16 protein-coding genes and 2 pseudogenes are annotated in these 18,645 nt (G+C 72.1%); 11 read left to right on the forward strand and 7 right to left on the reverse strand.

What is annotated here, in order from left to right:
- The first annotated feature begins 269 nt into the window (after positions 1-269).
- A pseudogene (locus tag AWQ70_RS03035) lies at positions 270-1,119 on the forward strand (helix-turn-helix domain-containing protein).
- 39 nt (positions 1,120-1,158) lie between these two features.
- Here AWQ70_RS03035 and AWQ70_RS03040 read toward each other — a convergent pair.
- On the reverse strand, positions 1,159-1,749 hold the full coding sequence (locus AWQ70_RS03040; protein ID WP_067169896.1) for a TetR/AcrR family transcriptional regulator: 591 nt from the start codon (positions 1,747-1,749) through the stop codon (positions 1,159-1,161).
- Between the two features lie 73 nt (positions 1,750-1,822).
- On the opposite strand from AWQ70_RS03040, the gene AWQ70_RS03045 reads away from it, so the two are divergent.
- Positions 1,823-2,641 carry a class I SAM-dependent methyltransferase gene (locus AWQ70_RS03045; protein ID WP_067169899.1) on the forward strand — a complete coding sequence of 273 codons (819 nt, stop codon included), beginning with the start codon at positions 1,823-1,825 and terminating at the stop codon, positions 2,639-2,641.
- A gap of 32 nt (positions 2,642-2,673) precedes the next feature.
- Here AWQ70_RS03045 and AWQ70_RS03050 read toward each other — a convergent pair whose 3' ends face one another.
- Positions 2,674-3,195: an SRPBCC domain-containing protein gene (locus AWQ70_RS03050; RefSeq protein WP_084516464.1), complete on the reverse strand. Its 522-nt coding sequence runs from the start codon at positions 3,193-3,195 to the stop codon at positions 2,674-2,676.
- 166 nt (positions 3,196-3,361) lie between these two features.
- On the reverse strand, positions 3,362-3,922 hold the full coding sequence (locus tag AWQ70_RS03055) for a TetR/AcrR family transcriptional regulator (protein WP_067169906.1): 561 nt from the start codon (positions 3,920-3,922) through the stop codon (positions 3,362-3,364).
- Between the two features lie 79 nt (positions 3,923-4,001).
- On the opposite strand from AWQ70_RS03055, the gene AWQ70_RS03060 reads away from it, so the two are divergent.
- From AWQ70_RS03060 to AWQ70_RS03075, 4 genes are all read left to right on the forward strand, one after another.
- Complete coding sequence (locus tag AWQ70_RS03060; RefSeq protein ID WP_067169909.1) at positions 4,002-4,628, forward strand: FMN-dependent NADH-azoreductase; 627 nt, start codon at positions 4,002-4,004, stop codon at positions 4,626-4,628.
- Positions 4,625-4,939, forward strand: coding sequence for a DMT family transporter (locus AWQ70_RS03065; protein WP_067169913.1), 315 nt, complete (start codon positions 4,625-4,627; stop codon positions 4,937-4,939). Before AWQ70_RS03060 ends, AWQ70_RS03065 begins: the two co-directional genes overlap by 4 nt.
- Before the next feature lie 170 nt (positions 4,940-5,109).
- Positions 5,110-5,691 (forward strand): TetR/AcrR family transcriptional regulator, encoded by a 582-nt coding sequence (locus AWQ70_RS03070; protein WP_067169916.1) that lies wholly within the window; start codon positions 5,110-5,112, stop codon positions 5,689-5,691.
- A gap of 221 nt (positions 5,692-5,912) precedes the next feature.
- Positions 5,913-6,794: a pentapeptide repeat-containing protein gene (locus AWQ70_RS03075; RefSeq protein ID WP_067169919.1), complete on the forward strand. Its 882-nt coding sequence runs from the start codon at positions 5,913-5,915 to the stop codon at positions 6,792-6,794.
- Here the strand turns inward: AWQ70_RS03075 and AWQ70_RS03080 are convergent.
- Positions 6,781-7,554, reverse strand: a complete 774-nt coding sequence (locus AWQ70_RS03080) for an SDR family NAD(P)-dependent oxidoreductase (RefSeq protein ID WP_067169923.1) — start codon at positions 7,552-7,554, stop codon at positions 6,781-6,783. The genes AWQ70_RS03075 and AWQ70_RS03080 overlap by 14 nt on opposite strands.
- 40 nt (positions 7,555-7,594) lie before the next feature.
- On the opposite strand from AWQ70_RS03080, the pseudogene AWQ70_RS42600 reads away from it, so the two are divergent.
- Positions 7,595-7,702, forward strand: a pseudogene (locus AWQ70_RS42600) (putative DNA-mimic protein); the annotation flags it as partial.
- 44 nt (positions 7,703-7,746) lie between these two features.
- On the opposite strand, the gene AWQ70_RS03085 reads toward AWQ70_RS42600, so the two are convergent.
- Positions 7,747-8,256 carry a MarR family winged helix-turn-helix transcriptional regulator gene (locus AWQ70_RS03085; RefSeq protein WP_245646687.1) on the reverse strand — a complete coding sequence of 170 codons (510 nt, stop codon included), beginning with the start codon at positions 8,254-8,256 and terminating at the stop codon, positions 7,747-7,749.
- 121 nt (positions 8,257-8,377) lie between these two features.
- Here AWQ70_RS03085 and AWQ70_RS03090 point away from each other — a divergent pair, with 121 nt between their 5' ends.
- The 3 genes from AWQ70_RS03090 to AWQ70_RS41895 all read left to right on the forward strand — a co-directional run bounded on the left by AWQ70_RS03090 (position 8,378) and on the right by AWQ70_RS41895 (position 13,999).
- Positions 8,378-11,629: an efflux RND transporter permease subunit gene (locus tag AWQ70_RS03090; RefSeq protein ID WP_067169926.1), complete on the forward strand. Its 3,252-nt coding sequence runs from the start codon at positions 8,378-8,380 to the stop codon at positions 11,627-11,629.
- Positions 11,630-11,714: 85 nt separating this feature from the next.
- A complete protein-coding gene (gene purB, locus AWQ70_RS03095; RefSeq protein ID WP_067169930.1) occupies positions 11,715-13,142 on the forward strand; it encodes an adenylosuccinate lyase in 1,428 nt (475 codons plus the stop codon).
- Between the two features lie 56 nt (positions 13,143-13,198).
- The gene (locus AWQ70_RS41895; RefSeq protein ID WP_218004391.1) at positions 13,199-13,999 is read left to right on the forward strand and encodes a GNAT family N-acetyltransferase; all 801 of its coding nucleotides are present in this window, start codon (positions 13,199-13,201) and stop codon (positions 13,997-13,999) included.
- An 84-nt stretch (positions 14,000-14,083) separates the two neighbouring features.
- Here the strand turns inward: AWQ70_RS41895 and AWQ70_RS03105 are convergent, their stop codons facing one another.
- Positions 14,084-14,779 carry an HAD family hydrolase gene (locus AWQ70_RS03105; RefSeq protein WP_067169937.1) on the reverse strand — a complete coding sequence of 232 codons (696 nt, stop codon included), beginning with the start codon at positions 14,777-14,779 and terminating at the stop codon, positions 14,084-14,086.
- A 217-nt stretch (positions 14,780-14,996) separates the two neighbouring features.
- On the opposite strand from AWQ70_RS03105, the gene AWQ70_RS41010 reads away from it, so the two are divergent.
- On the forward strand, positions 14,997-16,058 hold the full coding sequence (locus tag AWQ70_RS41010) for a MerR family transcriptional regulator (protein ID WP_067169940.1): 1,062 nt from the start codon (positions 14,997-14,999) through the stop codon (positions 16,056-16,058).
- Between the two features lie 190 nt (positions 16,059-16,248).
- Here AWQ70_RS41010 and AWQ70_RS03115 read toward each other — a convergent pair whose 3' ends face one another.
- Entirely contained in the window at positions 16,249-18,564 is a 2,316-nt protein-coding gene (locus AWQ70_RS03115; protein WP_067169942.1) for an ATP-binding cassette domain-containing protein, read from the reverse strand.
- Positions 18,565-18,645 lie beyond the last annotated feature (81 nt).

The following is an 18,645-nucleotide window of genomic DNA, read 5'->3' on the forward strand; positions in this document are numbered from 1 at the left end:
CAGGGTCGGCGGGTCATCATGGCGGTATTCCAGCCGGCCGTCGGAGTAACGGACGCGTCGCCCGTCCCGCCGCTGCCGGGAGACCGCGCCCGCGATACGCGTCCCGGCGGTGGGGTGCCAACCGCTCAACCCGTACGCGATGTGCGCCTCGTCGGCCGCCGTCCAGTCGCCCATCGCCGCGGTGGTCAGCAGGTCGCCGAGGCCGCCGTAGAAGGCCATCGCGGGAACGATCACCGAACCGGCGGCGCGGGCGCGGCGGCCGGTTCCGGCTGGATCCCGACCACGGCCTCGACCGGCTCCCGAGCGCCGACACGGTGATCGTTCCGGGGTGGGTCGACGTCGACGTCGATCCACCCGCCGACCTGGTCGACGCGGTGCGCGCGGCCCACGAGGCAGGTGCACGTGTGGCCTCCCTCTGCACGGGCGCGTTCGTGCCGGCCGCCGCCGGCCTGCTGGACGGTAAGCGCGCGACCACGCACTGGGCGCACACCCGAGCCCTTGCAGCCCGCTATCCGCGGGTGGAAGTGGACCCGGACGTCCTGTACGTGGAAAACGGCGGCGTGCTCGCCTCCGCAGGAAAAGCCGCGGCGATGGACCTGTGCCTGCACCTCGTGCGCCTCGACCACGGCTCCTCGATCGCCAACGCGGTCGCCCGCCGCCTGGTCGTGCCGCCGCACCGGGACGGCGGCCAGGCCCAGTTCGTCGTCACACCGGTGCCCGCCCCGGACAACCACCCGCTCGCCGAGCTGTTCCCCTGGGTGATCGAACGGCTGGACCGGCCGCTGACCGTGGAGGACCTGGCCCGCCGGGCGCGGATGAGCTCGCGCAATCTGAGCCGCCACTTCAGGCCGGTGACCGGCACCACCCCGCTGCAATGGCTGCTGACCCAGCGGATCCGCCACGCCCAGGAGTTGCTGGAGACCACCGACGACGGCATCGACACCATCGCGGCGGCCGCCGGCATGGGCTGGCACCGCCACGACGCTGCGCCGGCACTTCAACCGCACGGTCGGCGTGCCTCCGGACACCTACCGCCGTACCTTCCGCTCCCGGCCTCGCCCCGCCTCGGCGCCCGGCGCGCCGGGCGCCGACGTCCGACCGCCGACGAACACCGTTTGAGCCGGGGCGCCCCGCCCCCGGCGTTCCCTGCGCCGGTCGTCATCGCACGGCGTCGGCGATGACCGCTGTCACGAACTTGTCGACGACCGCCGTGGCCGGCGGGCCGGGGTCGCGGTCCGCGAACAGGAGATGCCCGCCGCCGACCAGAGACAGGGTGAGTGAGTCGATGTCGGCGTCGGCAGCGATGCGGCCCAGTTCACGCTCGTCGGCCAGATAGGCGGAGATCGCGGTCGTGACCTGGGCGAGGATCGCGATGCCGCCTCCGGGCCTGGCCTGCCGCAGCCGTGCGCGCAGCTCATCCCGGAAGGTGACGAGCGGGATGATCGCCACCGGAATCGGTCCGAACAGGGTGGTCAGCGCACTGGTGAGGTTGCCGGCCACCGTCCCGGTGCCGGCGGAGGCGCGCAGCGCACCCGCCTGCGTCTCGAGTTGCGCGGCCCGGTCGAGCACGAGGTCGGTGAGGAAGGCGTCGAAGTCGGGGAAGTGCCGGTGCAGGACACCCTTGGCGCAGCCCGCCTCGTCGGTGACGGCCCGGCTGGTCAGCCCGTTCGGCCCGTCACGCAGAAGCACGCGTTCGGCGGCCTCGAACAGCTGCTGCCGCGCGTCGCGAAGATGCACCCCGGTCGGCATTCACAAGATCCTCTCGTGCGTCAACCCGCTGACATCCGTTGCCTAATGGGCATGTGCCCACTAAGGTGGGCGCATGCCCATTATATCGCGAGAGCAACCGGAGCCGTCCCCGGCGGAGCCGCATCAGGCCCGGCGGATGGCCGAGTCGTTCGGCGTGGACGCGCGACGCTACGACCGGGCCCGGCCCGGCTACCCCGACGCGTTGGTGGCGCGGATCGTCGCCGGGAGCCCCGGGCCTGACGTGCTCGACGTCGGCTGTGGTACCGGCATCGCCGCCCGGCAGTTCCAGGCGGCCGGCTGCGCGGTGCTCGGCGTCGAGCCCGACGAGCGGATGGCCGACTTCGCGCGGGCCCGTGGCCTGCGGGTCGAGGTGGCGGCCTTCGAAGCCTGGCATCCGGCCGGCCGGATGTTCGACGCGGTCGTCGCCGCCCAGTCGTGGCACTGGGTGGACCCGGTCACCGGCGCCGCCAAGGTGGCACGCGTGCTGCGTCGAGGGGGACGGCTGGCGATCTTCGGGCACGTGTACGAGCCGCCGGCCGAGGTGGCCGAACCGTTCGCCGCCGCCTACCGTCGGGTGGCGCCCGACTCCCCGCTCAACGGCCAACCGGTCCGGCGTCCGCTCGACCTCTACCAGGCGGGATACGCGAAGTTCGCCGACAAGATCCGCGAGACCGGACAGTTCGACGATCCCGAACAGTGGCGATTCGACTGGGAGCGGTCCTACACGCGCGACCAATGGCTGGACCTGCTCCCCACCACCGGCGGTCTCACCCGGCTCCGTCCCGATCAACTGGCCGAGATACTGGACGCGGTCGGGAGCGCCATCGACTCCCTCGGTGGACGCTTCACGATGGAATACACCACCCTGGCCGCGACCGCCGTACGCGTCTGAACCGCCCGAACCCCCTGGCCGGCCCGGGGGAGTCAGCGCGAGTAGTAGCCGTGGAGGGCCTCCCAGCGCGTACGGGGCCAGTGGGGCCAGTCGACGACGCGTCCTTCGAGGGAGTCGGCCAGGAAGTCGAGGTGGGCGTGCCAGCCCGCGAGGACTCTGGTGAGCTGGTCGCCGTAGTCGCCGGTGGCGCTGAAGAGGAGGAGGCAGCCGCTGCCGTCGCCTTCGAGTTCCCAGCGGAGGACGCCGTGGACGTCGGTGTCGAACTGGAGGACGTGCGGCGGTTTGTAGTCGCTGATCACCCCGTGGGCGAGGGGGTGGCCGGTCTGCCTGCCGTGCTCGTCCGTGCCGAGCCAGCGCAGGATGACGCGGCCCCCGGGGCGGGGCTCGATCTCGGCTTCGGCGAGCCATTCGATCAGGTGCTTGGGTTCGCTGATGGCGCGCCAGACGCGCTCGACAGGGTGGGGGAGGCGGCGTTCGAATTGCAGGGTGCAGGTGTCGTCGGTCGTGGACACGCTGCCGTAGTCGGTCATGGTGGTCCCTCCCGTGCTCCTCATCAGGCTAACTCCCGCCTGCCCTGATCGGCGGCCTCATGAAATCTACAACGTAAAGGCGTCCGGTCGTTACAAGATCAACTATCCATGCCTGAACCCCCCTCACCTGGAGAACACGGGCGTGCCGAGCCGTCTTCGCGCCGCAGGGTGAGGGGCATCGGGACCGGGCTCACGGGGATGCCGGGTCCAGGGTCCTGGTGAGCCTGGACAGGGCCTCCGTGATCTGGTCCGGGGTGAGGCCGAGCGCCGTGCGCTGGTAGCCGTACACCTCGGGGGCGAGGGGGGCGAGCAGGACGTCGACCAAGGCGTCCGGGCCGGGGGTGCCGGCGGCGACCAGGAGTGCGCGCACGTGGGCGCGCCAGAAGCCGTACGCGCCGGTCTCGAAGCGGGAGCGGCCCACCTCCGAGCCGAGCACCAGGTGGGAGTGGTCCTCCAGCAGGCGCACCATGGCGGCGTAGAAGGCGGCCAGTCGCGCGGCGGGCGGTGCTCCCGGGCCCAGTGGCGGCTCGCCGCGCAGCAGGCGTTCTTGCAGGTCACGCTCGTGTTCGTCGAGCAGTGCGACGGCGATCGAGGCCCGGTCGGGGTAGCGGCGGTAGAGCGTGCCGCGGCCCACTCCCGCCTTCCTGGCGATGTCGTCCATCGTCACGTCCTGCGGGGGTCGCTCCGCGAACAGCAGCGCGGCCGCCTCGAGGATCCGTGCGCGGTTGCGGGCGGCGTCGGCTCTCTCCATGCGCCGATTGTATCTGGACACGCCGTCCGGTTATATTCATCTGGACACCGTGTCCACATAGCTGTGACGAGGAGAGATCATGCTGCTGCACCTGGACGCCAGCGCCCGCCGGGCGTCGTTCTCGCGGAGGCTGTCCGGCGTGTACGCCGAGACGTGGCGGGCGGCCCACCCGAAGGCCGGCTACGTCTATCGCGACCTGGCCGCGCGACCCGTGCCGCACATCGGCGAGGCGTGGACCGAGCTGTGCGACCACATCCTGGAGCACGAGATCACCGACATCTCGCGCTACCGGGAGGCGGTCCGCACCCCCGACCAGCGCCAGGCGTGGGCCGTCGTGGAGCCGCTGCTCGACGAGGTGGTCGCGGCGGAGGTGATCCTGATCGGCACGCCGATGTACAACTACTCGATCCCCTCGGCGCTGAAAGCCTGGCTCGACCAGATCACCTTCCCCAAGATGTCGCTCGCGGGGCGCTCGTTCGTGGTGGCGAGCGCCCGCGGCGGCGCGTACGGCCCGGGCACGCCGCGCGAGCCGTACGACCACCAGGAGCGCTACCTGCGGGACTTCTTCCGGGGGCACTTCAGGGTCGAGGACGTGACGTTCATCCATGCGGAGCTGGTCAACGCCCGGCTCGATCCGGCGCTGGCGCACCTGCGTGACCGGCACGAGGAGTCACTGGCCGCGGCCCTCAAGGAGGCGGCCCGGTGAACTGGGTGGTCCTGATGCTCGCCGGGCTCGTCGAGGTGGCGTGGTCGCAGAGCATCAAGCCGACGCACAACTTCACCCGGCCGCTACCCACGCTGATCTGCCTGGTGCTGATGGCCGCCGCCGTGTGGCTGCTGTCGCGTGCGATGAACGGGCTGCCGGTGGGCACCGCGTACGCCGTGTTCACCGGCATCGGCGCCGTCGGGGCGATCACCTTGGGCATCGTCGTCCACGACGATCCCGTGTCGGTGGGCAGGATGGTGGCGCTCGCCCTGATCGTCGGCGGGATAGTGATGGCCCGGGTCACCGCCTGAGCCGGAATGGGGGCGGCACGTGGGGGGCGTGACCTCTGCGCCGTAGGGTCATGTCGCCCCCGATCCCCCGCGGACGGAGTTCCCTGGGTTCGCTCCGGATCTGCGCCTTGTGCGCAGACCGGCCGGGTCTAATTTGACCGGTCGATCTCGAAATGCCTAGGGTCTGCGGTGTGGCGAGGACCAAGGAGTTCGATCCGGACGCGGCCCTGCAGAAGGCGCTCGAGCTGTTCTGGGAGCGGGGCTACGAGGCGACGTCCATGGCCGACCTGGTGGAGCATCTGGGCATCGCGCGGGCGAGCATCTATGCGACCTTCGGCGGCAAGCACGACCTCTACCTGAAGGCGCTCGAGAGGTACCGGCAGACCCGGGATCCCGTGCTCGTCGAGGCGCTGTCGCAACCCGGCCCGGCGCTCCCGGCCGTGAGGGCCCTGGTCGAGGCGTACGCCGAGGAGTCCCTTCGCGACGAGCGCAGGCGGGGCTGCATGGTGGTCAACGCCGCGGTGGAGGTGATGTCGCGCGATCCGCAGGCGGCCCGCGGGGTCGAGGCGAGCTGGGACACCCTGGAGACGGCGCTGGCCTCGGCGCTCACCCGGGCGCGGGCGCAGGGCGAGATCCCGGGTGACAGGGACCCTCGCGCCCTGGCCCGGTTCCTTCTCGTCGTCATGCAGGGCATGCGCGTCCTCGGCCGCGCGCATCCCGAGCCGGGCAGGTTGCGCGACGCCGCCGAGCAGGCGCTGGCGGCCCTGTCCTGAGTAGGGGGCCGTGACGAAGGGCTCCTTCTCCCGCCCGAGTTCTGGAACGAGCGTTCTGGCTCCGCGTGCGGTCAGATGATCTCGCGCCGGCCGTAGGTGTCCGGGCGCGACGCGGCAGGTGGTCAGGCGGGTCGGGGAGAATGGGGAATGGCGCCCGCGGGGGCGGACCCGCGAATGTCTTACCCGTCTTTCTCGGCAGGAGATCCCGCACGTTGTCCCAGATGAACCACGACGCTTCCTCAGAGGCCGGCCGGCTCGGCCTGCGCGCCGACTGCGCCGCCTGTTTCGGGCTGTGCTGCGTGGCGCTGCCCTTCGCCAAGTCGGCCGACTTCGCCGTCGACAAGGACGCGGGCCGGCCGTGCGCGAACCTGCGGGAGGACTTCCGCTGCGGGATCCACGCGCATCTGCGGGAGCGGGGCTTCGCCGGATGCACGGTCTTCGACTGCCTCGGCGCGGGGCAGAAGGTCTCCCAGGTCACCTTCGAGGGGCGGGACTGGCGGCGGGCCCCGGGCACGGCGCGGCTGATGTTCGACGTGTTCGCCGTGATGCGGCAGCTCCACGAGCTGCTCTGGTACGTGAACGAGGCGTTGTCGCTGCCGCCGGCCCGCCCCGTCCACGGGGACCTCCGTACGGCGCTGGACGACATCGAGCGGCTCACGCTCGGCAGCGCCGAGGCGGTGGCGGAGGTGGACGTGGCGGCGGTGCGCCGGGACGTGAACGAGCTGCTGATGCGGGCGAGCGAGCTGGTGCGGGCGGCGGCTCCCGGTCCCAGGAAGAACCACAGGGGCGCCGATCTGATCGGGGCCAGGCTCAGGGGCGCGGATCTGCGCGGCGCCAACCTGCGGGGGGCGTATCTGATCGCGGCCGACCTCGCGGGGGCCGATCTGCGGGTGGCCGATCTGATCGGGGCGGACCTGCGGGACGCGGACCTGAGCGGCGCCGATCTGACCGGGAGCGTCTTCCTCACGCAGGCGCAGGTGAACGCGGCGAGGGGGGACGGCGCGACCAGGCTGCCGGGGGAGCTGACGCGCCCGGCGCACTGGCGCGAGGGCGCGGCTCCGCGGCGGGGTGGTGGCCGGCGCGGCCGGGTCAGTGGACGCTGAACCCGCCGTCGACGCAGATGGCCTGGCCGGTGACGTAGGCGGAGGCGTCGCCGGCGAGGAAGACGGCGATGCCGGCGAAGTCGTCCGGCACGCCGTTGCGGCCGGTCATCGATCGGGCGGCGAGCGCTTCGACGCGGCCGGGGACGGCCTGGGCGGGGGCGGTGAGCGGGGTGAGCACGAAGCCGGGGATGATCGTGTTGCTGGTGACGCCGTGCGCGGACCAGGCCTCGGCCTGTGAGCGGGTGAGGCCGCAGACGGCGGCTTTGGAGACGCCGTAGGCTCCGCTGTCGCCGAAGGCGCTGATGGACTGCTGGGATCCGATGTTGATGATGCGGCCGTGGCCTCGGGCCGCCATGCGGGGGCCGAAGTGCTGGCCGAGGAGGTACGGCGCGGTGAGGTTGACGGCGATGGTGCGGTCGTAGTCGTCGGTGGTGAGGTCGCCCATCGGGCGGCGGATGTTGTTGGCGGCGTCGTTGACGAGGATGTCGATGTCGCCGAAGTGCCGTGGGGCCTCGGCGCAGACGCGGGCGACGTCGGCCCGGTCGCCGAGGTCGGCGCTGACGGCCGCGGCGCGAACGCCCTGTTCCTGGAGGGTTCGTACGGCTGCGGCGAGTTCGGCGGGGCGGCGGGCGACGATGACGACGGCGGCGCCGGCGCGGCCGAGGGCCGTGGCGATGGCCTGTCCGATGCCGGAGCTGCCGCCGGTGACGAGGGCGGTGCGGCCGTGGAGGGAGAAGAGTTCCCCGACGTAGGACGACATAGCGGATCATCCTATCTTTGCTGTCGGGCGGGGACCGCATCTGCTCTGCCACTTCGACCGCGACGGCTACTACGTGCCGGTCGACTTCCGCGACCCGCTCTTCCTGGACGGTGACGCGGGCATCGCCGGGGGCGGCATGGTGGGGTCGCGCGGTCATCTTCCGTCAGTTGAGGAGCGTGCCCGGGTGCCGGTTCAGTGCGCGGATCGGCGGCTTTCGGCCAGCATCTCGTCGGCGGCGGCGTGGAGTTTGGTCATCACGTGTTCGAGGGCGTGCAGGGTCTCGGTGTCGAGCCGGCTGAGCAGGCACATGTAGCTGGACGTGCCGGCGTCGATGAGCTCTTCGGCGAGAAGGCGGCCGCGGGTGGTCAGTTCGACGAGGCGGACGCGGCGGTCGGCGGGGTCCTCGCGGCGGGTGACGAGGCCCTGGGCGACGAGGCGGTCGACGATGCCGGTGACGGTGCCGAGTCCGGTGCCGAGCGCTCTGGCGAGGTGCTGGCCGGAGGAGGCGTCGCGGAAGAAGATCATCATGACGACCTTGAGCTGCTGCATGGTGAGGCTGGAGGCGAGCAGCGGGGTGGAGCGGTCGTGGGCGAGGACGCGGCCGAGGGTCCGTTGCAGTTGGGTGAGCCGGTCGATCAGGTCGTGGCGCTCGTCGCGCTCGTCGCCGGCCTGGCCTGTCGCCTCGTTGTCGCTCACGTTCACCTCTCGCTCCCGGCGAGTCAGGTTACCAGTCATTAATGCTAAGGCGAATTGTTCGCGTTAGGCGAAGTGTTAGGGTGGGGCGAATAGTTTCCCCTGATCATCCGTGAAGGAGCTTCGCCAGATGACCTTCCTGGCTCGCCTGAGCCTGGGCAACCGCACACTCGTGATGATGGTCGCGGTCGTGCTCAGCGCGCTCGGCGCCTTCGCGATCCCCTCTCTCAAGCAGCAACTGTTCCCGTCCCTGAGCTTCCCCGGGGCGTTCGTGGTGGCGGCCTATCCCGGCGCGTCACCGGAGATCGTCGAGGAACAGGTCACCAAGCCGATCGAGAACAGCTTCCAGGGCATCGCGGGCGCCACCGACATCACCTCGACGTCCAAGGAGGGCCTGGCGCAGGTTCAGGTCGCGTTCGAGTATGGCACCGACATCGACGCGGCCGTGGCCAAGATGCAGCAGGCCGTGGGGCGGATCGGCTCCCGGCTGCCCTCCGGCGTCGATCCCCAGGTGATCGCGGGGAGCACCGACGACATCCCGGTGATGGTGATCGCGGTGGGTGACGCGGGCGACCAGCACACGATGTTCGACCGGCTCGAGCGGGTCATGGTGCCCCGGCTGCGCGGCATCGACGGTGTCCGCGACGCGTCGGTCTCCGGGGCGCGCGAGAAGCAGGTCGTGATCACGCCGGACCAGGTGAAGCTCGCGATGCGCGGCCTTTCGGCGGCGTCGATCCCCGAGTTGCTGCGCACGAACGGGGTGGCGATCCCCGCGGGCGCGGTCACGGAGAAGGACCGGACGCTGACGGTGCAGGTCGGGGACCGCATCGAGACGGTCGAGGACCTGAAGAACCTGTACCTGGCCCCGGCCGCCCCGCAGGCGGCCGGCGGCGCCGCGGGTTCGGCGGGCGCCACCGGAGCCGGTGGCCGTACGGGTTCGGCGGCGGGGGCCGCCGGCGGGCAGGTGCCCGGCCGCGCCCAGGTCGCGGTCAGGCCGGCGGCGCCGAAGCCGGTCAGGCTGGGCGACGTCGCCGACATCGCGGTGAAGGACGCGGACGCGACCACGCTGACCCGTACGAACGGGAAGCCGAGCCTGGGCGTGTCGATCACGATGAAGCCGGACGGCAACGCGGTGCGGATCTCGCACGACGTGCGGGCCGTGCTGCCGGAGCTGACCCGCGCGGTCGGGGACGCCTCGGAGCTGACGGTGGTGTTCGACCAGGCGCCGTACGTGGAGCGGTCGATCGAGGACCTGACGACCGAGGGTCTGCTCGGCCTGGCGTTCGCGGTGCTGGTGATCCTGGTGTTCCTGCTGTCGGTGCGGTCCACGATCGTGACGGCGGTGTCGATCCCGCTGTCGGTCGTGATGGCGCTGATCGCGTTGTGGGTGGGCGACTACTCGCTGAACATGCTGACGCTGGGCGCGTTGACGATCGCCGTCGGCCGGGTGGTCGACGACTCGATCGTGGTGCTGGAGAACATCAAGCGGCACCTCGGCTACGGCGAGAGCAAGCGGCGGGCGATCCTGACCGCGGTGCGTGAGGTGGCGGGAGCGGTGACGGCGTCCACGCTGACGACGGTCGCGGTGTTCCTGCCGATCGCGTTCGTGGGCGGCATGGTGGGGCAGCTCTTCAGCCCGTTCGCGGTGACCGTGACGGTGGCGCTGCTGGCGTCGCTGGTGGTGTCGCTGACGGTGATCCCGGTGCTGGCGTTCTGGTTCCTGAAGGCTCCGGCGCTGTCGCCCGCGGAGGCGGAGGCCGTGCGGGAGGAGGCGGAGCTGCGCGAGCTGCGCAGCCCGCTGCAGCGGATGTACCTGCCTGTTCTGCGGTTCGCGACGCGGCGGCGGCTGGTGACGCTGGTGATCGGGCTGGTGGTGTTCGCCGGGACGATGGCGCTGGTGCCGAACCTGAAGACGAACTTCCTGGACGCCTCGGGCAACGACTCGATCCAGGTCACGCAGCGGATGCCCGTGGGGACGGCGCTGGCGACCACGGACGCGGCGGCCAAGAAGGTCGAGGCGGTGTTCGGGGAGTTCTCGCAGATCGAGTCGTACCAGGTGACGGTGGGCGGCGGCAGCCAGTTCATGGGCGGGCTCGGCGGCAGCGCCGACCGGGCGTCGTACTCGGTGACGATGGCCGACGGCGTGGACGCCTCAGCGTTCCAGGAGTCGCTGCGTGACCGGCTGACGAGCCTGTCCGGCGCCGGGGAGATCACGGTGGGCGGCTCGGACGGCGGGTTCGCCGCCGACCAGGTGCAGGTGATCCTGCAGGGCGTGGACACGGGTGAGCTGCGTACGGCGGCGACCGCCGTGCGGGAGGCGATGTCCGGGATCGACGGGTTGCGGGACGTCACCTCGAACCTGGAGGACAGCGCGCCCCGGATCGAGGTTCACGTGGACCGGGAGAAGGCCGCCGCGAAGGGGCTGAGTGAGGCGGCGGTCGGCCAGTTCGTCGCGCAGGCGTTCCGCGGCGCGCCGCTGGGGGCGATCAGCCTGGACGGGCGCTCCAGCGACATCGTGCTGCGGACGGGTGACGCTCCGGCGAGTCTCGCGGCGATCGAGAAGATCACGCTGCCGACGGCGTCGGGGCTGGTGAAGCTGAGCTCGGTGGCGGACGTGGTCCGGGCGGACGGGCCGACGCAGATCACCCGCCAGAACGGCGACCGCACGGCGACGGTGGCGGGCAAGGCGGAGGCGGCCGACCTGGGCGCGATCACGGCGAAGGTGAAGGAGACCCTGGACGGGGTGAAGCTGCCGGCGGGCGTGTCGTACGAGATCGGCGGCGCGAGCGCGGACCAGGAGAAGGCGTTCGCGGACCTGGGGCTGGCGATGATGCTGGCGGTGGCCATCGTGTTCATGATCATGGTGGCGACGTTCCGGAGTTTCGTGCAGCCGCTGATCCTGCTGGTGTCGATCCCGTTCGCGGCGACGGGCGCGATCGGGCTGCTGCTGGTGACGGACACGGCGCTGGGCGTTCCGGCGCTGATCGGCATGCTGATGCTGATCGGCATCGTCGTGACGAACGCGATCGTGCTGATCGACCTGATCAACCAGTACCGGGAGCAGGGGCTGGGGATCGTGGAGGCGGTCCTGGAGGGCGGCCGGCGGCGTCTGCGGCCGATCCTGATGACCGCGATCGCGACGATCTGCGCGCTGACGCCGATGGCGTTGGGGGTCACCGGGTCGGGTGGGTTCATCTCGCAGCCGCTGGCGATCGTGGTGATCGGCGGGTTGATCTCCTCGACGCTGCTGACGCTGGTGCTGGTGCCGACGCTGTACACGATGGTGGAGCGGACGAAGGAGCGGATGCGCCGCACGCCGAAGGAGCGGCCGGAGGCGGATGTGAAGGTGTACGACAAGGACGCGCTGGCGCCGTCGGCGTAGTCCGGTCACGTGTTTCGCGCCGGTTCTCCCGGGAGGGGGGACCGGCGCGAGCCGTACGCGGGGGGCATCAATAAACTGGGGCAACGTGAGTGACAAGCCGCGTATCCCGAATGTCCTGGCCTCCCGCTACGCCTCCGCGGAGCTGGCCCGTCTGTGGTCTCCCGAACACAAGGTGGTGCTTGAGCGCCGGTTGTGGCTGGCCGTGCTGAAGGCGCAGGCCGACCTCGGGGTGGAGGTGCCGGCCGGGGCGGTGACCGACTACGAGAAGGTGGTCGAGCAGGTCGATCTCGGCTCGATCGCCGCGCGTGAGCGGGTCACCCGGCACGACGTGAAGGCGCGCATCGAGGAGTTCAACGCGCTGGCCGGGCATGAGCAGGTGCACAAGGGGATGACCTCGCGTGACCTGACCGAGAACGTCGAGCAGTTGCAGGTGCGCGAGAGCCTGCTGCTGGTGCGGGCGCGGACGGTGGCGCTGCTGTCGCGGCTGGCCCGGCTCGCGGCGCGGCACTCGGAGCTGGTGATGGCGGGGCGGTCGCACAACGTGGCCGCGCAGGCGACGACGCTGGGCAAGCGGTTCGCGACGGCCGCCGACGAGCTGCTGGTGGCGTTCGGGCGGCTGGAGGACCTGATCGGGCGGTATCCGCTGCGCGGGATCAAGGGGCCGGTCGGGACCGCGCAGGACATGCTGGACCTGCTGGGGTCGCAGGAGAGGCTCGCGGAGCTGGAGGACCGGGTCGCCGCGCATCTGGGGTTCGCGCACCGGTTCACCAGCGTGGGCCAGGTGTATCCGCGGTCGCTGGACTACGACGTGTTGTCGGCGCTGGTGCAGCTCGCGGCGGCGCCGTCGTCGCTGGCCAAGACGATCCGGCTGATGGCCGGGCACGAGCTGGTGACGGAGGGGTTCAAGGAGGGCCAGGTCGGGTCCTCCGCGATGCCGCACAAGATGAACACGCGGTCGTGCGAGCGGGTGAACGGGCTGACGGTGATCCTGCGCGGGTACGCGTCGATGGCGGGTGAGCTGGCCGGGGACCAGTGGAACGAGGGGGACGTGTCCTGCTCGGTCGTGCGCCGGGTGGCGCTGCCGGACGCGTTCTTCGCGTTCGACGGGCTGGTGGAGACGATGCTGACGGTGCTGGACGAGTTCGGCGCGTTCCCGGCGGTGGTCGAGGCGGAGCTGGACCGGTACCTGCCGTTCCTGGGCACGACGAAGATGCTGATGGCGGCGGTGCGCGCGGGGGTCGGCCGGGAGACCGGGCACGAGCTGATCAAGGAGCACGCGGTGGCGTCGGCGCTGGCGATGCGGTCGCAGGGGTCGGCGAACGCGCTGCTGGACCGGCTGGCGGCCGACGAGCGGTTCCCGCTGGATCGGGAGCGGCTGGACGCGCTGCTGGCCGACCGGATCTCGTTCACCGGCGCCGCGTCGGGGCAGGTGGCGGCGGTGGTCGAGCGGGTGGGCGAGGTCGCGGCGCGTTACCCGGAGGCGGCCGCGTACGTGCCGGGCGCGATCCTGTGACGGCGGACGGGGACCCCGTCCCGGCGGCTCCGGCGTCGTCCCCTGTGGCGTCCCCTGTGGCGTCCCCTGTGGCGTCGCGGGGACGGGCCGGGACGCCGCGCGAGCTGGTCACGGTCGCCGAAGTGGTCGAGGCGTGCGAGGACGACGACCTGGTCGTGTGGGCCGCGCAGGGGATGCGGCCCGGGGTGCGGGCCTGGGCGCTGGGTGACGCGGTCGCGGTGGCGAGCCCGGGGGCGTCGCGGCGCGACCGGCTGGCGATCCGCGGGAGCCTGGCCTGCGCCCTCCCCCTCCTGCGGCACGCGCTGGCGGAGGCGGGGCCGACGTACCGGCCGTTCGGGGACGCCGAGCTGGTGGCGGCGGTGTCGGCGGAGGTCGAGGGGCTGACCGAGGCGGTCGGTTTCTCGTGGATGGTCACCCGGGCGCTCGCGCCCTCCGCCGCGGCGCCCTCCGACGAGGCGTGCGAGGAGGGGGAGGCCGGGTGGCTGGCGCCGCGGGCCGAGCCGGAGGTCGCCGGGCTGCTGGCCCTGGCCCACCCCTCGTCGTACGCCGTTCCGGGCATCGCCCGGGTGTCGCGGTGGGCCGGGGTGCGGGACGGGTCGGGGGAGCTGGTGGCGGTCGCGGCCGACGCCTGGTCCGCGCCGACGGTGGGGCTCATGGCGGGGGTGGCGACGGCCGCGTCCGCCCGGGGGCGGGGCCTGGCCGAGCGGGTGTGCCGGTTCGTGACGGCGGCCCTGCTCGCCGGGCACGGCCGGGCCGCGCTGATGGTGGACGACTGGAACGAATCGGCGCTGCGGCTGTACGAGCGTATGGGGTACGCGCGGCGGCGGGTGGCGGCGAACCGGGTCGGCGGGCTGTGACGCCGGGCCCGGGGTCAGGCGAGCAGGGCCCGGCGAGCAGCGTCAGGTGAGCAGCGTCAGGTGAGCAGCGTCAGGTGAGCAGCGTCAGGTGAGCAGGGCGGGGAGCTCGCGCAGCGAGGTGATGCGCGGCGGCGTGGGCGGCCCGCCGGTGTGGCCGGTGCCGTGCCGGTCGAGCCAGACGCCGCGCATGCCGACCCGGGCCGGCCCGATCGCGTCGCGTTCGCGGTCGTCTCCGACGAGGAGGATCTCGGTCGGGCGCAGTCCGAGCTTGGCGGCGGCGGCCAGGTAGCACTCGGGGGCGGGTTTGAAGGCGCCGCCAAGCGCGTCCGGGGTGAGGACGGGGTCGAGGCGGTCCATCAGGCCGATGCGGCGGAGCTTGGCCTCCTGCTGCACGGGCTCGCCGTTGGTGAGGACGCCGAGGGTGAGGCCGCGCCCGGACAGGGCGTCCACCGTGTCGGCGGCGTCGGGGAACGCCGCCCAGGCCGTCTCGTAGTGCACGAGGAACTCCGCGTAGGCCGCGTCGAGATCGGCGGGGAGGGGCAGGCGGAGGCGGCCGCAGAAGTCGCGGAGCCGTCTGCGGCGCTGTTCGGCGAAGGAGCATTCGCTGGCGTGCCAGGCGGGCAGGTGCCGCCGCTCGAGGTCCAGCCACAGGGCGAGGACGCCGGCGGGCGGCTCGTGGCCGGGCACGAGCGTACGGGTCCAGGCGGTGGCGGCGTGGGCGACCGCGGCGCGGTGGTCGAAAAGGGTCTCGTCGAGGTCGAAGAGCACCGCTCTGATCATGAGTTCATCCTCGCGTCCGGGTTTCGGCGGATCGGGCCCGGACCGGCGGCGGGTCGCCCGTGGCGGCGCCCGGCGGGGTCCGGAGTCCGGCGAACCGCCGCGACCCGATCTTTCCTGGCATGTGATCTCGGAGCCGAAGGTACTGCACCGCGGGGCGGTGGCGGGGGTGATCGGGGGCGGCGGGGGTGCGGTGGACTCTTCCCCCGGGGGAGAGGCCATGCTGGGGCGTGTGAACGACGACCTGCTGTCCATCGGGCAGTTCGCGCGGCTGGCCCGGCTCAGCGTCAAGCAACTGCGCAACTACGCCGATCTCGGGCTGCTGCCGCCCGCGTGGATCGATCCGGACAGCGGCTACCGCTACTACCGGGCGGGGCAGGCGCGGGCGGCTCTGTCCATCGGGCTGCTGCGCTCGCTCGACGTGCCGCTGGCCGTGGTGGCGACGGTGATCGAGTCCATGGCGTACGCGCCGGACGAACCGGATCCGGCCGAGCCGGTGGTCGGGATGGGGGCGGGGGACCGGAGGGCCGCCGCCGCGCTCGCCCGCGTACGCGACGATCTGGAGGCCGAGCTGGCGCGCCGCCGCCGGACGCTGCGGACCCTGGAACGCATCCTCGAGGACGGCCTGCCCACCCCCGAGGTGGGTGTGGTGTCCGAGCCGCCGCGCCGGGTGGCGATGCTGCGTGATGTCGCCGCCTCGCCGGAGGACATCGGCAAGGTCACCTCGGCCTGCGTCGCCCGGCTGGTGTCGGCGCTGTGGGCGTCCCGGTCCGCCGCGTCTCAGCCCCCCGCGCCCGGGGCTTCCAGGACAGGAGCGCCGTCGGCGGGGGAGGTCGGGCCGGTGCGGCTCGTCGGCCTGTTTCCAGTGGACTTCGAGGACACCATCCCGATCACAATCGCGGTCGTGCTTCCGGAGCGTCCCGGGCGGGCCGACGTGCAGCGGCGTGGCGTGGCTCCCGGCGGACCGGCGCACGAGCCGGAGGAGACGACGGCGGGCGCCGGACGTGCGGCGTGGGAGGGCCCGGACACGGCCGGGGCGTGGGACGACCTGCCCCCGGGGACGTGGCCGGACATCCTGCCCGGCGGCGTGTTCGCCCGCGCCACCCACGTGGGGCCGTACGACCAGATCGGGCTCACCGCGCATTCCCTGCTGGCCTGGTGCGCCGAACGCGGCCACCTGCCCGCCGGGCCGCTGCGCGAGGTCTACGTCGACGATCCCTCGGTCACGCCACCGGAGCGGCTGGTCACCCATCTGATGATCCCGTTGCGGGATCGCCTCTGACACCCGAGGCCGGCGGAGTCGCCGTGACGAGGCCGGTCGCGGCCGACGACGTTGTCTCGCGGGGCGGTCGTGCTCGACCGGTCGGCCGCAGGAGGCCCGAGGCGATCGGCGCGGGCGCTCGATCCTCCCGGGGTGGGACGAGTCCGGACAGGTGACAGGACTCGTCCCACGGTGTCCGCGAGGGCCTCGGTCAGGCGCCGACGTAGGCCGCGAGGTGCTCACCGGTGAGGGTGGAGCGGGCGGCGACGAGGTCGGCGGGCGTGCCCTCGAAGACGATCCGGCCGCCGTCGTGGCCCGCGCCGGGACCGAGGTCGATGATCCAGTCGGCGTGCGCCATGACCGCCTGGTGGTGCTCGATCACGATGACCGACTTGCCGGAGTCGACGAGCCGGTCGAGCAGGCCGAGCAACTGCTCGACGTCGGCGAGGTGCAGGCCGGTCGTCGGCTCGTCCAGGACGTAGACGCCGCCCTTCTCGGCCATGTGGGTGGCCAGCTTGAGGCGCTGCCGCTCGCCGCCGGACAGCGTGGTGAGCGGCTGTCCGAGGCTGAGGTAGCCGAGCCCCACGTCGGCGAGCCGGGCGAGGATGGCGTGCGCGGCCGGGGTGCGCGCCTCGCCCGCGCCGAAGAACGCCTCGGCCTCGGTCACCGACATCGCGAGCACCTCGCTGATGTCGCGGCCGCCCAGGTGGTACTCCAGCACCGACGCCTGGAACCGCTTCCCCTCGCACTCTTCGCAGGTGGTGGCGACACCGGCCATCATCGCCAGGTCCGTGTAGATGACGCCGGCGCCGTTGCAGTTGGGGCAGGCGCCCTCGGAGTTGGCGCTGAACAGCGCGGGCTTCACGCCGTTGGCCTTCGCGAACGCCTTGCGGATCGGGTCGAGCAGCCCGGTGTACGTCGCCGGGTTGCTCCGTCGCGAGCCGCGGATCGCGCCCTGGTCGATCGACACCACGCCCGCGCCGGCGGGGATCGACCCGTGTACGAGTGAGCTCTTGCCGGAGCCGGCGACGCCGGTGACGACGACGAGCACCCCGAGCGGGATGTCGACGTCGACGTCGCGCAGGTTGTGCGACGTCGCGCCGCGGATCTCCAGCGTGCCGGTGGGCGTGCGCACGCTCTCCTTGAGGGCGGCCCGGTCGTCGAGATGGCGGCCGGTGAGGGTGCCGGCGGCCCGCAGCCCCTCGACGGTGCCCTCGAAGCACACGGCGCCGCCCGCCGAACCGGCGCCGGGGCCGAGGTCGACGACATGGTCGGCGATCGTGATCATCTCCGGCTTGTGCTCCACGACGAGCACCGTGTTGCCCTTGTCCCGCAGCCGCAGCAGCAGGTCGTTCATCCGCTGGATGTCATGGGGGTGCAGGCCCGTGGTGGGCTCGTCGAAGACGTAGGTGACGTCGGTGAGCGAGGAGCCGAGGTGGCGGATCATCTTGGTGCGCTGCGCCTCGCCGCCCGACAGCGTGCCCGAGGGCCGGTCGAGCGAGAGGTAGCCCAGTCCGATCTCCACGAACGAGTCGAGCGTGCGCTGCAGGGTGCCGAGCAGCGGCGCCACCGACGGCTCGTCCAGGCCGCGCACCCACTCGGCCAGGTCGCTGATCTGCATCGCGCAGGCGTCGGCGATGTTGATCCCGCCGATCCGCGACGACCGGGCCGCCTCGTTGAGCCGCGCGCCGCCGCACTCCGGGCAGGCGGTGAAGGTGACCGCCCGGTCCACGAACGCCCGGATGTGCGGCTGCAGCGCCTCCCGGTCCTTGGAGAGGAACGACTTCTGGACCTTCGGGATCAGGCCCTCGTACGTCAGGTTGATGCCGTCGACCTTGATCTTGGTCGGTTCCTTGTAGAGGAGGTCCTCCAGCTCCTTCTTGGTGAACGTGCTGATCGGCTTGTCCGGGTCGAAGAAGCCGCAGCCGGTGAAGATCCGGCCGTACCAGCCGTCCACGCTGTAGCCGGGGACGGTGATCGCACCCTCGGAGAGCGACTTGCTCGCGTCGTAGATGTGGGCCAGGTCGATGTCGGTCACGCTGCCCATGCCCTCGCAGCGCGGGCACGCGCCGGCGGGCACGTTGAAGCTGTAGTGGAACGACGGCCCGGCGCTCGGCTCGCCGAGCCGGCTGAAGACGATCCGCAACATCGCGTTGGCGTCGGTGGCGGTGCCGACGGTGGAACGGGAGTTGGCGCCCATCCGCTCCTGATCGACGATGATGGCCGTCGTCAGCCCTTCCAGCAGGTCGACCTCCGGCCGCGCCAGCGTCGGCATGAAGCCCTGCACGAACGCGCTGTAGGTCTCGTTGATCAGCCGTTGCGACTCCGCGGCGATCGTGCCGAACACCAGCGAGCTCTTGCCCGAGCCGGACACGCCGGTGAACACCGTCAGCCGGCGTTTCGGGATCTCGACGCTGACGTCCTTGAGGTTGTTCTCGCGCGCGCCCTGCACGCGGATCAGATCGTGGCTGTCGGCAACGTGCGGCGCGGGCGACTGCGTCTCGCCCGTCCTCGTGGCCATGCTCATCGTGTCTCCATCTGTTGGGTCGGGACCGCCTGCACGGTCTCCCTCGGCGTCGCCGGCCTCGATCTAACCAGCTTCGGCCGA

This window comes from Microtetraspora niveoalba, from assembly GCF_001570405.1.
GTDB classification, from domain to species: Bacteria; Actinomycetota; Actinomycetes; order Streptosporangiales; family Streptosporangiaceae; genus Microtetraspora; species Microtetraspora niveoalba.

What these genes read in the sequence shown, in the direction of transcription:
- AWQ70_RS03090 (WP_067169926.1), top strand. Translation starts at nt 8,378, where the DNA reads ATGACCTTCCTGGCTCGCCTGAGCCTGGGCAACCGCACACTCGTGATG.
- AWQ70_RS03060 (WP_067169909.1), top strand. Translation starts at nt 4,002, where the DNA reads ATGCTGCTGCACCTGGACGCCAGCGCCCGCCGGGCGTCGTTCTCGCGG.
- AWQ70_RS03050 (WP_084516464.1), bottom strand. Translation starts at nt 3,195, where the DNA reads ATGAGGAGCACGGGAGGGACCACCATGACCGACTACGGCAGCGTGTCC.
- AWQ70_RS03105 (WP_067169937.1), bottom strand. Translation starts at nt 14,779, where the DNA reads ATGATCAGAGCGGTGCTCTTCGACCTCGACGAGACCCTTTTCGACCAC.
- AWQ70_RS03040 (WP_067169896.1), bottom strand. Translation starts at nt 1,749, where the DNA reads ATGCCGACCGGGGTGCATCTTCGCGACGCGCGGCAGCAGCTGTTCGAG.
- AWQ70_RS03055 (WP_067169906.1), bottom strand. Translation starts at nt 3,922, where the DNA reads ATGGAGAGAGCCGACGCCGCCCGCAACCGCGCACGGATCCTCGAGGCG.
- AWQ70_RS03075 (WP_067169919.1), top strand. Translation starts at nt 5,913, where the DNA reads ATGAACCACGACGCTTCCTCAGAGGCCGGCCGGCTCGGCCTGCGCGCC.
- AWQ70_RS03115 (WP_067169942.1), bottom strand. Translation starts at nt 18,564, where the DNA reads ATGAGCATGGCCACGAGGACGGGCGAGACGCAGTCGCCCGCGCCGCAC.
- AWQ70_RS03080 (WP_067169923.1), bottom strand. Translation starts at nt 7,554, where the DNA reads ATGTCGTCCTACGTCGGGGAACTCTTCTCCCTCCACGGCCGCACCGCC.
- AWQ70_RS03045 (WP_067169899.1), top strand. Translation starts at nt 1,823, where the DNA reads ATGCCCATTATATCGCGAGAGCAACCGGAGCCGTCCCCGGCGGAGCCG.
- AWQ70_RS41010 (WP_067169940.1), top strand. Translation starts at nt 14,997, where the DNA reads ATGCTGGGGCGTGTGAACGACGACCTGCTGTCCATCGGGCAGTTCGCG.